Source organism: Salinispora mooreana, from assembly GCF_000379065.1.
GTDB classification, from domain to species: Bacteria; Actinomycetota; Actinomycetes; order Mycobacteriales; family Micromonosporaceae; genus Micromonospora; species Micromonospora mooreana.
Window position 1 is genome coordinate 1,889,559 of record NZ_KB900614.1, and the last position, 13,048, is coordinate 1,902,606.

Consider the following 13,048-nt stretch of genomic DNA (forward strand, 5'->3'; position numbering starts at 1 on the left):
GCGCCTACGCGCCGTACCCGAACGCCCGGGTGAACCGGACGTCTCCCTCCACCAGGTCCCGCATGTCGCCGACGCCGTGCCGGAACATGACCGTACGGTCGATGCCCATGCCGAAGGCGAATCCGGAGTAGACCTCCGGGTCGATGCCGCAGGCCCGCAGCACCCGCGGGTTCACCATGCCGCAGCCACCCCACTCGACCCACTGCGCACCCTTGCGGTGCTCCGGGAACCAGACGTCGAACTCCGCCGACGGCTCGGTGAACGGGAAGTAGTGCGGCCGGAAGCGGGTCCGCGCCTGGGGCCCGAACATCGCCCGAGCAAAGTGGTCCAGCGTGCCGCGCAGGTGCGCCATCGTGATGCCACGGTCCACCACCAGGCCCTCGACCTGGTGGAAGACCGGCGCGTGGGTGGCGTCCAACTCGTCGGTCCGGTAGACCCGGCCCGGGCAGATCACGTAGATCGGCGGTGTGCGGGTCAGCATCGTCCGCGCCTGCACCGGCGAGGTGTGGGTCCGCAGCACCATGCCGGAGTGCTCCGGCGCGACGTGGAAGGTGTCCATCAACCCCCGCGCCGGGTGGTCCGGCAGGATGTTGAGCGCGTCGAAGTTGGTCCACTCCAACTCGACCTCGGGGCCCTCGGCCACCTCGTAGCCCATTCCGACGAAGAAGTCGGTAATCTGCTCCATCAACGTACTGACCGGGTGGCGGGCCCCGGCCGGACGCCGGGCGGCCGGCAGGGTGACATCCACCCGCTCCTCGACCAGCATCCGCTCGGCCTGCTCCCGCTCCAGTACCTGAGCGCGCGCGGCGTATGCGCTCTCGATCGACCGGCGGGCCTCGTTGACCCGCTTGCCGGCGTCGGCCTTGGCGGCCGGCGGCAACGCGCCGATCTCACGTCGGGCCAGCGACGCCGGGGCCCGGTCCCCGAGGTGGGCCGGGCGCAGCGCGGTCAGCTCATCCGGACTGGCGGCGGCGGCGAACGCCGCCTCGGCGGTGGCGACAGCCTCGGCCAGTGCGGCCGGGTCGAGCAGGGCGACCTGCTTCGGGTCGTACGGGTCGTTGCGGTAGGACATGGCGTACAGGCACTCCCTCACGGCGGCGCCGGCCTTGTCAGGCGGCGAAGCGAGTCTACGGACGCGCGGCTGTGCCGCAGCCCGCCGGTGGGAGTCGTGCGGAGAGCGGGTCAGGCCCGCCGCCCGCCGGCACCGGCGGGCTGGCTAAACGAACGCCGTTGCGCGTTCACGGGCGGCCGCTCTCCTTTGCTGCGGTCTCGATCGCAGTTTCTGCCTCAACAGCGGCTACGTCCTCGACCGCTGCTACTTCCTTGACCACGGTCACGTCCTCGACCGCAGTTGTGGCCTCGACCGGGCGCGGGGACGACGGCCGGCGCTGCGCTCTCGCTGAAGCGTACAGGCACACCGCCGCCGCGGCAGCCAGGTTAAGGCTCTCCGCCCGCCCATGCAGCGGTACCCGAACCCGGGCGTCGGCGGCCGCGGTCAGCTCGGTGGGCAAGCCATGCGCCTCGGAGCCAAGGACCCAGGCGGCGGGGGCGGCCAACCGGCCGGCGTCCACCAGGTCATCCAGGTCGTCCGCGCCGTATCCGGTGGTGGCCAACACGGCGAGCCCGGCGGCCCGCAGGTCGGCGATCACCTGAAGCGGATCGGGCGCCCGCACCACGTCCACGTGGAACAGGCTGCCCGCCGACGCCCGCACCACCTTGCCGTTGTAGGGGTCGACAGCCGTGCCGGCGAAGACCACCGTCTGGGCGCCGGCCGCGTCGGCGGTACGCAGGACCGTGCCGGCGTTGCCCGGATCCCGGATGTCGGCGAGGACTGCGACCAGCCGCGGCGCTCGCGCGAGAGCGGTGGCCAGCGGCAGGTCAAGGTGTTGACAGACGCCGATCAGGCCCTGGGGAGCGACGGTCTCGGCGAGCCCGGCGAGGGCCGCGTCGGTTACCTCGGAGACGGGAAGGTCAGCGGCGGCAGCCTGCGCGGCCAGGTCCCGGTGCCGGTCCAGGGCGGCCGGCGTACCGAAGAGTTCCAGGACCGTGCCCGACCGAGCCAGGGCCTCGCGGACCGCCTGCGGGCCCTCGGCCAGGAACCGACCGGTGGCCTCGCGGTCGCGGCGGCGGTGCAGTCGACGGGCCGCCACAATCCGTGGAGTGCGGGGGGTGAGTGGTCCGGAGACGGCGTCGAGGCGCCTCCCGTGCGATCGTGACTGCATGGGAGACGCCTCGCGCTGCCGTGGGTGGATCAGGCGGCCTGGGCACCGGCGCCGCCGGTGCCCTGCTCCGCGACGGCCGCACGGGCCTTCTCGACGATCGCCGCGAAGGCGGCGGCGTCGTTGACGGCCAGGTCGGCCAGGATCTTCCGGTCGACCTCGATGCCGGCCAGCTTGAGGCCCTGGATCAGGCGGTTGTAGGTGAGCCCGTTGGCGCGGGCGCCCGCGTTGATCCGCTGGATCCACAGCTGCCGGAAGTCGCCCTTGCGGTCGCGACGGTCCCGGTAGGAGTACTGCATCGAGTGCAGCACCTGCTCCTTGGCCTTGCGGTACAGCCGGGAGCGCTGACCGCGATAGCCACTCGCGGTCGCCAGCAGGGTACGGCGCTTCTTCTGGGCGTTCACAGCCCGCTTGACGCGTGCCATCTCAGCTCCTTCGTTGGTTCAGGGTGGCGCGCGTCAGCGGCCGAGCAGCTTCTTGATGCGCTTGACATCCGGCTTGGCCACCTCGACCAGCCCGGTCAGCCGGCGGGTACGGGTGGAGGACTTCTTCTCCAGGTTGTGGCGCAGGCCGGCCTGCTGCTTCACGATCTTGCCTTTGCCGGTCACCCGGACGCGCTTGCCCATCCCGGTGTGGCTTTTCATCTTCGGCATGTGGAACGTCTTCTCCCCTGCTACTCGCCGGCAGTTCCGGCGGGTCCGGCCGCCTCGGCCGGCGGTGCTGCCTCGGCGGCACCGGATTCCCGCTCGCCCCGCGGCAGCGCGCCGCCGCGGGCCGCCGTGGCGGCAGCCTTGGTGGCGCGGTGCGGTGCGAGCACCATGATCATGTTTCGACCGTCCTGCTTCGGCGCGGCCTCGACGTACCCCAGCTCCGAGATCTCGGACTCGAGCCGACGCAGGAGCCGGTAGCCCAGCTCCGGGCGGCTCTGCTCGCGACCCCGGAACATGATCGTCACCTTGACCTTGTCGCCCGCCTTGAGGAACCGCACCACGTGACCCTTCTTGGTCTCGTAGTCGTGCGGATCGATCTTCGGCCGAAGCTTCATCTCCTTGATGACGGTCTGCTGCTGATTACGCCGCGCTTCGCGCGCCTTCAGTGCGCTCTCATACTTGAACTTGCCGAAGTCCATGAGCTTGCACACCGGCGGGCGCGCCATTGGCGCAACCTCGACCAGGTCCAGGTCGACGTCCGCGGCCAGCTGAAGGGCGCGCTCCAGCGGGACGATGCCCACCTGCTCACCCTCGGGACCGACCAGTCGGACCTCACGTGCCCGGATCTGCTCGTTCACGCGTGGTTCGACGCTGATGGGGCCTCCTCGAGTCGAGTCTCCTGCATTGCCGACCCGGCGGTTCCCGGGTGGGAACCGACCCGGAAAGCAGAAGGCCCCGGCAGCTACCGGGGCCCGCTCGACCGGTCGGCACGACCATATAGTCGCGCATCCGAGACCGAGGCGTGCCCGGAATCGGGGACCGGACCCGGCCACCACGCGGCGACTCAGGTGGGAGCAGGCGCTCCACTTTCAAAGCCACCCGCGAAGACGCAGCTGGCCTGGTCGTTTCCGGTAGCTTACACCCCGCGCCGGTCCGCCCCACACCGGGCATCAGCCGCACGCCTCGGTCCGCCGGTTCAGTGGCCGGCGGCACCCTCAGCCACCCGGGCCTGATGCAGCTGACGCAGCCTGCGGACCGCGTCAACGGCCAACTCCTTGTCGGCGGCCTGGAGGGCAAGCATCGGCACCAGGTCGTCATCGTGCAGCTCGAGGCTGGCCCAGGGCGCCCCGCGGTCAAACCGGATGCCACGGACGAGCTCCCAGGGCAGCTCGTACGAGCCGATCACGTTCTGCACCCGGATCCGCTGCGCGTCGGCCTCCACCCGTGGCCGGGTGAAGAGCAGGAAGGCAAGTGCACCGAGTACGCCGAGGCCGACCATGCCGAGTTGGTCGCCTCGCTGGAACGAGCCATAGCCGCTGCCGGTCGCCCCGTGCAGTGACGTCGCCAGCACCGTGAACAGCAGCACCAAGGCAATCGCCGAGGCCCAGCAGACCAGCCGGACCCGCCGGGGCCGGATACGGAACGCTTCGGTTTTGCTCACCCCACCAGTCTGCCACCCACACCCGAGCGACCCGCGCCCGGCACACGGCCGGGCGCGGCGAGGCTCAGGCGGGGTGGCGGCCCGACCGGCGAGGGACATCCCCGCTCTGCGCCCGGCTCCGCGCCCGGACTCGGGTCAGAGGCGACAGGCCTGAATGCTCGTGACCAGGATCGCGCGGGCTCCGACCTGGTACAACTCATCCATGATCCGGTGCACATCGTCTCGCAGCACCATCGCCTGCACCGCCACCCAGCCCTCCCGGTGCAGCCGGGAGACGGTTGGCGACTCGATGCCCGGAGTCAACGAACTGGCCCGAGCCAACAGATCGACCGGAACGTCGTACGTCAGCATCACGTAACGCCGGGCGACGAGCACACTGTGCAGGCGGCGGAGCAGCAGCTCGCACTGCGGGTGCGGCGGCGCGGCAGCGCGGCAGACCAGGACGGCGGACGAGCGCAGCAGCGGCTCACCGAAGACCACCAATCCGGCCTGACGCAGCGTGGCACCGGTCTCCACCACGTCGGCGACCACGTCGGCGAGGCCCAGCCGGATGGCGTTCTCCACCGCGCCGTCCAGGCGGATCACGTCGGCCTTGACGCCCAGCTCGGCGAGGTGCCGCTCCACCAGGCCGGGATACGCGGTAGCGACCCGCCGCCCGTCCAGGTCCTGCACCGAAGCGATGTCCTCGGGCCGAGCGGCGAATCGGAAAGTGGCCTGACCGAAGGCCAGGTCGACCACCTCGGTGGCGGGCGCACCGGAGTCGACCAGTAGGTCCCGGCCGGTGATGCCGACATCCAGGTCCCCGGAGCCGACGTAGGTGGCGATGTCCTTCGGACGCAGATAGAAGAACTCAATATCGTTTGTATCGTCCCGGCAGACCAGGTCCTTCGGGTCGGTTCGCTGGCGGTAGCCCGCCTCGCGCAGCATCTGAGCGGCCTTCTCGGCCAAGGTCCCCTTGTTGGGTACCGCGACTCGCAGCATGACGGAATGCTCCTTGTCGGAAAACGGGAGGGTCGGCGCGGGGAACACTCACAGATGTCGGTAGACGTCCTCGAGGTCGAGACCGGCGACGAGCATCAACACCTGCACCTGGTAGAGCAGCTGGGAGATCTCCTCGGCGGTCCGCTCGGGCCCCTCGTGCTCGGCCGCCATCCAGGACTCGGCCGCCTCCTCGACGACCTTCTTGCCGACGAAGTGCACCCCCTTGTTCAGGGCCGCGACGGTGCCCGAGCCGGGGGTGCCGGCCGCGGCCTTGGTCTGCAGCTCGGCAAACAACTCCTCGAACGTCTTCACAGGTCGATTCTTGCAACCCGCCGGCAACCACGGCTCCACCGGGGCTCGGAGTGTCCCACGATGCCGGCAACTCTCAGGCGCCGAAGCCCACCTGGGGGGTGGTGCCAGCCAGGTCCCGAACCGCGAGCGCCGCGTCGAGGACCGCGACAGTCGTCGCCCATCCCTTGTCCTCCGCCGAGCCGGGCAGCCCGGCCCGGTCCCGAGCCTGCTCGATCATGTCCACGGTCAGCACACCATGCCCGACCGGCTTCCCCTCATCCAGGGCGATCCGGGTAAGCCCGTCGGTGACCGACCGGCAGACGTAGTCGAAGTGAGCGGTGGCTCCCCGGACCACCACCCCGAGCGCCACCACCGCGTCGCAACGCCGGGCGAGCGCCTGCGCCACCACGGGTAGCTCCACCGAGCCGGCCACCCGGGCCACCGTGGCGCCGGCCCCACACGCTTCGGCAGCGGCGACTGCCCGGTCGAGCATGTGGTCGGTGAACTCGCCGTGCCAGCGGGCAGCGACCACCCCGACGGTCAGACCCGCGGCATCGACCGTGTTGACGCCCGGCTCCCCGAAACCCGCCATTCCTACGCTCCAATCCGATCGCCGAGGGCCCAGTGCCTCGATAACCTCGTCTCACCTACTCCAGCAGGTGCCCCATGCGGTCCCGCTTGGTCTGCAGGTAGCGCGCGTTCTCCGCGTGCTGCCGAACCGGTAGCTCCAGGCGGCCGGTAATGGTCACGCCATACCCTTCCAGACCGGCCTGCTTGGCCGGATTGTTCGTGAGCAGCCGCATCGACCGCACCCCGAGGTCGTAGAGGATCTGCGCGCCGGTGCCGTAGTCCCGCGCGTCCGCCGGCAGGCCGAGCTCCAGGTTGGCTTCGACGGTGTCCAGGCCCAGGTCCTGTAACTGGTACGCCTGAAGTTTATGCAGCAGCCCAATGCCACGCCCCTCATGGCCACGCAGGTAGAGCACGACTCCACGCTCCTCCCGGGCGACCAACTCCAGCGAGGCGTTCAGCTGGGGCCCACAGTCGCAGCGCAACGAGCCGAAGACGTCACCGGTGAGACACTCGGAGTGCACCCGCACCAGCACGTCCCGACCGTCGCCGAGATCACCCATCACCAGCGCGACGTGCTCGGCTGAGTCGTAGTCGCCGCGGTAGCCCAGGATCCGGAAGAGCCCGTGCCGGGTGGGCAGTCGAGCCTCGGCGACCCGCTCGACCTGTTTCTCAGTCCGCCGCCGGTAGGCGATCAGCTCCGCGATGGTGACCAGGACCAATGAGTGCTCGGCACAGAACCGCTCCAGGTCCGGGCCCCGCATCATGGTGCCGTCGTCGTTGACCAGCTCGCAGAGGACCCCTGCGGGGCGCAGCCCGGCCAGCCGGGTGAGGTCGGTCGCGGCCTCGGTGTGACCGGGCCGACGCAGCACCCCCTCCTCGTGGGCCCGCAGTGGGACCACGTGACCGGGCCGGGCCAGATCCTCCGGCGCGGTGCCGGAGCTGGCGAGCAGCCGGATCGTGTGCGCCCGGTCGGCGGCGGAGATGCCGGTGCTCACACCCTCCCGGGCGTCCACCGTCACCGCGTAGGCGGTGCCGCGCCGGTCCTGGTTGGTGTGGTGCATCGGCGGCAGGTCCAGCCGGTCGCACTCGCTCCCGGGTAACGCCGTGCAGATGTAGCCGGAGGTGTAGCGGACCATGAAGGCGACCAGCTCCGGCGTGGCCAGCTCGGCCGCGAAGATCAGGTCACCCTCGTTCTCCCGGTTGGCGTCGTCAACCACGACGACGGGCCGGCCGGCGATGATCTCCGCCATCGCTCGTTCGATCCTGCCAAAGGTGGTCACGCCACAGCCTCCGCATAGCTCGATGGGATCGGTGCGAGGTCGGTGCGAGCAGCACGCGACGTCCGCCACCAGGCGGCGAGCCCCCAGACGCAGAAGGCGCCGTAGACGAGGTACATCACCGCAGAGGGGTAGAACCCGCCGCGCAGCAACAGTGGCAACCCGACCAGGTCAACGGCGATCCAGATCAGCCAGAAGTCCACATATCCGCGGGCCATGCCGTAGGTGGCGAGCAGGCTGCCGGTCAGGATCCAGGCATCCGGCAGCGGCCCCCACGAACCCAGGGCGGCGAGGACCGGGTAACTGACGGCGGTGCCGACCACGGCGGCTGTCAACAGTCCGAGCCGCTCCCGCCCGGTAGCCCAGCGGGGCTCCACCGCGGCAGCAGTACCGTCGCCGCCCCGGCGACGGTGTCGCGACCAGCGCCACCAGCCGTAGAGGCCGAGCCCGAAGAAGAAGACCTGCCGGCCGGCCTGGCCGTAGAGGTCATGAGCCTGTGGGGTGGCGAACGCTCCGCCGAGGAAGACGGTGAACAGCAGCGCGTTGCCGATCATGCCGACCGGCCAGGCCCACACCACCCGGCGGAGGCCGAACATCGCGGCGGCCAGGCCGAAGACGTTGCCGACGATCTCGCGGACCAGCACCGGCGAGCCGGCGAGGCTCACCTGCGCGTCGAGCAGCCAGCCGAGCGGCCCCATCACGCCGGCCCACCCGTCGGCGCGGCACCGGGCAGGCCAACAGCGACGGGCAGGTCGTCCGGCCCGGCAGGCTGGCCCCCGCCGAGCAGCCGCTCGACGTATTTGGCCAGGACGTCAACCTCGAGGTTGACCGGGTCACCGACGCTACGGGAGCCCAGCGTCGTCAGCCGCAGGGTGGTGGGGATCAGGCCCACCTCGAACCAGTCGGGCCCGACCCTGGCCACGGTCAGGGACACCCCGTCAACGGTGATCGACCCCTTCGCCACCACATACCGAGTCAGGTCAGTGGGCAGGCGGAAGCGAACCGTCTCCCACCGCGCGGCCGACTCCCGGGCCAGCAGCTCGCCGACGCCGTTGACATGCCCCTGAACCAGGTGGCCGCCGAGGCGGCTGCCGAGGGTGACGGCCCGCTCCAGGTTCACCGGGTCACCGGGGCGCAGCCCGCCGAGCGCGGAGCGGCGCAGCGTCTCGCCCATCACGTCGGCGGTGAAGGCCCCACCGGCGAGTTCCACCACGGTCAGACAGACCCCGTTGACCGCGATGGAGTCACCGGGCCGGGCGTCGGTGACAACCAGTGGGCCGTTGATGGTGACCATCGCGGAGTCCTCCGCGGTCTCCACGATGTGGATGACCTCACCGAGTTCCTCGACGATGCCGGTGAACATGTCAGCCCTCCCTCTTCCGGGGCAGTGCGGTGATCCGCAGGTCGGGACCGACCTGGGTAACGTCAACGACCTCGCAGTCGATGGCATCGGTGATCGTGGTCACCCCCGTGTCTGCCAACGCGGTGGGTCCGGCGCCGAGCAGCCGGGGCGCGACGTAGCCGACGATCTTGTCGACCAGCCCGGCGGCGAGAAAGGCACCGGCCAGCCGCGGCCCTCCCTCCAGCAGCGCGGCGCGCACCCCGCGCTGGTGCAGCGCGGCGAGCAGCGCCGGCAGATCGACCCGGCCCGCCGAATCGGTACCAACCTCCTCGGCGGTGGCGATCCAGGTGGGCGCGGCGTCGTCGCGGACCCGTGCTCCGGCCGGGGTCTGGCCCGTCGAGTCCACCACCACCCGCAACGGCTGCCGGATGGCGAGACTGCCGTCGCGCAGGTTCCGAACGGTCAGGCGCGGGTCGTCGGCGAGCACGGTCCCCACCCCGGCGATGACAGCGTCCACGGTGCCGCGCAGCGCGTGCACATCCATCCGGGCCGCCTCGGAGGTGATCCACATGCTGGTGCCGTCGGCGGCAGCGGACCGCCCGTCCAGCGTCGCCGCGTATTTCCAGACGAGGTACGGCCAGCCCCGACGCGTTGAGGTCAGCCACGCGATGTTGCCCGCCTCCGCCTCAACGGCGCGTACACCCAGATCGACCCGGACCCCGGCGGCGCGTAGCGTGGCGGCACCACCGGACGCGGCCTGGTTCGGGTCGGGTACGGCGATCACCACCCGGGCGACGCCGGCCTGCACCAGAGCGGTGCTGCACGGACCCGTACGGCCGGTGTGGTCGCAGGGTTCCAGCGTGACCACCGCGGTGCCGCCCCGCGCCCGCTCCCCCGCGTGGGCGAGCGCGACGATCTCGGCGTGCGGCCCACCGGCGTAGGCGTGGAAGCCCTCACCGACCACCTGACCATCCGGGTCGAGCAGCACGCAGCCGACGACCGGGTTGGGGCTGGTGGTGCCGAGGCCACGCGCGGCGAGCTCAACTGCGCGACGCATCGCCTCATCTACGGAGACGCCGGCCATGCCCTGCCCTCCCGCCCTCCCGCCCTCGGTGCGCGGGCGGCGATGGGAGCGGCGGCATCGGGCCGCGGGCGTGCGGTGGCGGAGATCCGGGAACGGCACAGCCGCCCCGGGAGGACCGCACGGCACGCCGACACCGGCGGCCGGGCACGGCCCATCCGTCCCGCGCGCTGTCTCCCATCCGGACTGTCTGGACGCGGGCATGCCCGCACCCAACCGTCGGCCCCGGATTTGCACCAGGTCCACCGGGCGGACGAACCGCTCCCGGGTCGCGGGCTTACCACGGTCAGGCCGTGGATCACCGCCGGTTCGGAATTACACCGAGTCCCGCCAGCGCGTGGTGGGTACTACCCGAAGTCTTACATGCTCTGGGGGGTCAGCGGCTACCCACAGCGTGCTACTTCACAGAACGATGACTCGAATCCGACACTCCGCGACGCCGGTCCACCGCCACGTACGACCCCGGCTGGCTCTTGGCCACCGACTTCATCTCGGAGGCGATCGTCATCGCCGCCAGCGGATTCGTGAGCCGCTTGTCGGCGTCCGAGACCGAGACGCCGATCGAGAGGGTGACCAGCGCGGCACGGCGTAGATTGCCCCGCCGGTCCTTGAGCTCCACGTAGCCGCGGGCGGCGTCGGGCGGGTCGTACAGCGCGTCGGCCGCCTGCTCGAAGTCCGCGGAGACCTGCGAGGTCAGCTGCCGGACCTGTTCCGGCGTGCTGACGAAGATGAAGTCGTCGCCGCCGACATGGCCCAGGAAGGCCGATGGGAGCCCCACCGAGACGACCGCCTGGTGCAGGCTGTGGGCCAGCGCGCAGATGAAGTCGTCGCCGCGAACAAACCCGTAGACATCGTTGACGCTCTTGAAACGGTCAATGTCGATGTAACCGACCGCGTAGTCGGATCCAACCCGAATCCGGTCGGTGATCTCCCGGCGGATCCGGGTGTTGCCGGGTAGCCCGGTCAGCGGCGAGACCTCGCGGAACTCCTTGTTCCGACGCAGCGTGGAGCTGACCCGGGCCACCAACTCGGCGGTGTCGAAGGGCTTGACCAGGTAGTCGTCGGCCCCGGCGCTGAGGCCGTGCACCTTGTCCACGGTCATCCCCTTGGCGGTCAGCATGATCACCGGCAGGGCGGCGGTCATCGGGTCGGCCCGGAGCCGTCGGGTCAGCTCCAACCCGTCCATCCGGGGCATCATCAGATCGACCACGGCCAGGTCCGGGCGGTGCCGCGCAATCACCTCGAGCGCCGCCTGGCCGTCCCCGGCATGGATCACCTCGTACCCGTGCAACCGCAGGTTGAACTCGACGAACCGAGCGATGTCCTCGTCGTCGTCAACGACCAGAATGACGTCCTGGCGATCCCCGTCGGGTTCCACGTCAGGCCCGGGGCGCCGCGCACCGGGCCAGGGACCGCAGCCGGCGTACGGCCTCGGCCGGGTCGTCGGCACCGAAGACCGCGGTGCCGGCGACGAAGGCGTCCGCGCCCGCCTCGGCAGCCTCGGCGATGGTGTCCGCGGCGATCCCACCGTCGACCTCGATGCGCAGCTCCAAGTGGCCAGCGTCAACATGGTGACGGGCCGTGCGCACCTTGTCCAACAGGTGCGGGATGAACCGCTGCCCACCGAACCCGGCCTTGATCGTCATGATCAACAGAGTGTCGAAGCTGGGTAGCAGGTCCAGGTACGGTTCGATCGGGGTGTCCCGGTCGATCGCCAGCCCTGCCTTCGCACCGGCCGAACGGAGCTCCTTGGCCAACGCGACCGGATCGTCACAGGCCTCGGCGTGAAACGTCACGTTGTACGCCCCGGCGTCGGCGTAGCCGGGCGCCCACCGCCGCGGATCCTCGATCATGAGGTGCACGTCAAAGGGGAGCCGGGTGGCGGCCCGCAGGCTCTGCACGACCGGCAGCCCGATCGTGAGATTCGGCACGAAATGGTTGTCCATGACATCCACGTGCACCCAGTCTGCGGCGCCTTCGATGGCACGGACCTCGTCGGCGAGGCGGGCGAAGTCGGCGGCCAGAATGCTCGGTGCGACGATTGGCAGCGGTACGGTCACGAGGCCAGTGTACGAACGCAGCCCCCCACCGCCACCGGCGCGGCACCGACCGAGGCGCCGGGCGCACCCCCGCGGCCACCCGGAGGAACTGGCCACAACAGAACCAGGGACGCCGGGCAGCAACGTCGATGGCCCACCGGAACGGCTTGCCACGTGCCGTAAGCTGCCGCACCGTGGCGTGTTCGACGCCATACCTACCGACCCCACCCGGAGAGGCCGCCGGATGAAACGAGTCACGCTCTGCGCCACGCTGGTGGCCCTGACGCTCGCCGGATGTGCCACCGCACCGGCGGGAACCGACGGAGATCTGGTTGACGACTGGGCCCCCCTCGCCGCCGCGACGGGTTTCACGCCCGAGGCGGGCACCTGCCACCCCACCGTGACCGAGGTCGGCTACCGCAGCGCGTACGCGCCGACCCCATGCGACCGGCCACACGTGGTGGAGACCCTGCACGTCGGCACGCTGACGGGGGCCGACGCGACGGATTCCCGGCCACCGGAAGCCGGCTCGGCCGCGAGGCAAACCGCCTACGCCACCTGTGAGCGGGAGGTGAACCAGGCGCTGGGCGCCGACTGGCGCAGCGGACGGATCGGCCTCTCCGTCATCTTCCCGTCGCGAGCTGGATGGGAGGGGGGCTTCCGCTGGTTCCGCTGCGACGTGAGCGAGGAGCAGAGCCTGGATGATCCGAGCGCGGTGTCCCGCACCGCCAGCCTGGTTGACGCACTCAAAAAGGGCGACTCCCCGCTTCGGCACACCTGCTTCGAGCCGGTACTCGACGATGACCACGTGGCCGAGATGACACCCGTGGCGTGTACCGAGAAACACCACGCCGAGTTCGTCGGCGCCTGGACCGCACCGGACACCGACTACGCCGACTTCCAGCGCAACGAGGACCGGACCAGCAAGGGCTGCCTCAAGCTGATTGCCGAGTACGTCGGGGTGCCCCGCAGCGACGTGGAGTACCGCACCGGCTACATCTACTACGAGCCGCTGGAGGAGCAGTGGCTCACCGGCGCCCGGGGGGTGTGGTGCTTTCTCTGGGTCGACGACCGGAACCTGACCCGGTCGATGAAGGACGCGGGCAAAGCGGGTCTGCCGAGATAGCGCCGGCCGTGCCCGGGCGGTCACCCGCCCG

At 70.7% G+C, this 13,048-nt stretch carries 16 protein-coding genes and 1 riboswitch; of the genes, 1 reads left to right on the forward strand and 15 read right to left on the reverse strand.

Translation table 11 applies throughout. The features are described 5' to 3' along the window. Positions 1 to 4 precede the first annotated feature (4 nt). From pheS to rpe, 15 genes are all read right to left on the reverse strand, one after another. Positions 5 to 1,072 (reverse strand): phenylalanine--tRNA ligase subunit alpha, encoded by a 1,068-nt coding sequence (gene pheS, locus SALPAC6_RS0109070; RefSeq protein ID WP_018253105.1) that lies wholly within the window; start codon positions 1,070 to 1,072, stop codon positions 5 to 7. A gap of 166 nt (positions 1,073 to 1,238) precedes the next feature. Continuing rightward, entirely contained in the window at positions 1,239 to 2,222 is a 984-nt protein-coding gene (locus SALPAC6_RS0109075; protein WP_026189465.1) for a TrmH family RNA methyltransferase, read from the reverse strand. 29 nt (positions 2,223 to 2,251) lie between these two features. Continuing rightward, positions 2,252 to 2,644: a 50S ribosomal protein L20 gene (rplT, locus tag SALPAC6_RS0109080; RefSeq protein ID WP_018215009.1), complete on the reverse strand. Its 393-nt coding sequence runs from the start codon at positions 2,642 to 2,644 to the stop codon at positions 2,252 to 2,254. 33 nt (positions 2,645 to 2,677) lie between these two features. Further along, the gene (gene rpmI / locus SALPAC6_RS0109085; RefSeq protein ID WP_011905775.1) at positions 2,678 to 2,872 is read right to left on the reverse strand and encodes a 50S ribosomal protein L35; all 195 of its coding nucleotides are present in this window, start codon (positions 2,870 to 2,872) and stop codon (positions 2,678 to 2,680) included. Between the two features lie 20 nt (positions 2,873 to 2,892). Continuing rightward, positions 2,893 to 3,507 (reverse strand): translation initiation factor IF-3, encoded by a 615-nt coding sequence (gene infC, locus SALPAC6_RS0109090; protein WP_018253107.1) that lies wholly within the window; start codon positions 3,505 to 3,507, stop codon positions 2,893 to 2,895. Positions 3,508 to 3,845: 338 nt separating this feature from the next. Beyond that, positions 3,846 to 4,310, reverse strand: a complete 465-nt coding sequence (locus SALPAC6_RS0109095; RefSeq protein WP_018253108.1) for a PH domain-containing protein — start codon at positions 4,308 to 4,310, stop codon at positions 3,846 to 3,848. Positions 4,311 to 4,445: 135 nt separating this feature from the next. Continuing rightward, entirely contained in the window at positions 4,446 to 5,291 is an 846-nt protein-coding gene (gene hisG, locus SALPAC6_RS0109100; RefSeq protein ID WP_026189466.1) for an ATP phosphoribosyltransferase, read from the reverse strand. A gap of 48 nt (positions 5,292 to 5,339) precedes the next feature. Beyond that, a complete protein-coding gene (locus tag SALPAC6_RS0109105; RefSeq protein ID WP_018253110.1) occupies positions 5,340 to 5,603 on the reverse strand; it encodes a phosphoribosyl-ATP diphosphatase in 264 nt (87 codons plus the stop codon). A 73-nt stretch (positions 5,604 to 5,676) separates the two neighbouring features. Further along, a complete protein-coding gene (gene ribH / locus SALPAC6_RS0109110) occupies positions 5,677 to 6,174 on the reverse strand; it encodes a 6,7-dimethyl-8-ribityllumazine synthase (protein ID WP_018253111.1) in 498 nt (165 codons plus the stop codon). A 55-nt stretch (positions 6,175 to 6,229) separates the two neighbouring features. After that, entirely contained in the window at positions 6,230 to 7,432 is a 1,203-nt protein-coding gene (locus SALPAC6_RS0109115) for a bifunctional 3,4-dihydroxy-2-butanone-4-phosphate synthase/GTP cyclohydrolase II (protein WP_018253112.1), read from the reverse strand. Continuing rightward, positions 7,429 to 8,127: a nicotinamide riboside transporter PnuC gene (gene pnuC / locus SALPAC6_RS0109120; protein WP_018253113.1), complete on the reverse strand. Its 699-nt coding sequence runs from the start codon at positions 8,125 to 8,127 to the stop codon at positions 7,429 to 7,431. Before pnuC ends, SALPAC6_RS0109115 begins: the two co-directional genes overlap by 4 nt. Beyond that, positions 8,127 to 8,792 (reverse strand): riboflavin synthase, encoded by a 666-nt coding sequence (locus SALPAC6_RS0109125; RefSeq protein WP_018253114.1) that lies wholly within the window; start codon positions 8,790 to 8,792, stop codon positions 8,127 to 8,129. Before SALPAC6_RS0109125 ends, pnuC begins: the two co-directional genes overlap by 1 nt. A 1-nt stretch (position 8,793) precedes the next feature. Next, positions 8,794 to 9,855: a bifunctional diaminohydroxyphosphoribosylaminopyrimidine deaminase/5-amino-6-(5-phosphoribosylamino)uracil reductase RibD gene (gene ribD / locus SALPAC6_RS0109130; RefSeq protein WP_018253115.1), complete on the reverse strand. Its 1,062-nt coding sequence runs from the start codon at positions 9,853 to 9,855 to the stop codon at positions 8,794 to 8,796. Between the two features lie 162 nt (positions 9,856 to 10,017). Beyond that, a riboswitch (FMN riboswitch) is annotated at positions 10,018 to 10,191 on the reverse strand. 58 nt (positions 10,192 to 10,249) lie between these two features. After that, positions 10,250 to 11,230 (reverse strand): GGDEF domain-containing response regulator, encoded by a 981-nt coding sequence (locus SALPAC6_RS0109135; RefSeq protein ID WP_026189467.1) that lies wholly within the window; start codon positions 11,228 to 11,230, stop codon positions 10,250 to 10,252. A gap of 1 nt (position 11,231) precedes the next feature. Then, positions 11,232 to 11,912, reverse strand: coding sequence for a ribulose-phosphate 3-epimerase (gene rpe / locus SALPAC6_RS0109140; RefSeq protein ID WP_018253117.1), 681 nt, complete (start codon positions 11,910 to 11,912; stop codon positions 11,232 to 11,234). A gap of 223 nt (positions 11,913 to 12,135) precedes the next feature. Between rpe and SALPAC6_RS0109145 the strand changes: the two genes are divergently transcribed. Further along, positions 12,136 to 13,017 (forward strand): septum formation family protein, encoded by an 882-nt coding sequence (locus SALPAC6_RS0109145; RefSeq protein WP_018253118.1) that lies wholly within the window; start codon positions 12,136 to 12,138, stop codon positions 13,015 to 13,017. Positions 13,018 to 13,048 lie beyond the last annotated feature (31 nt).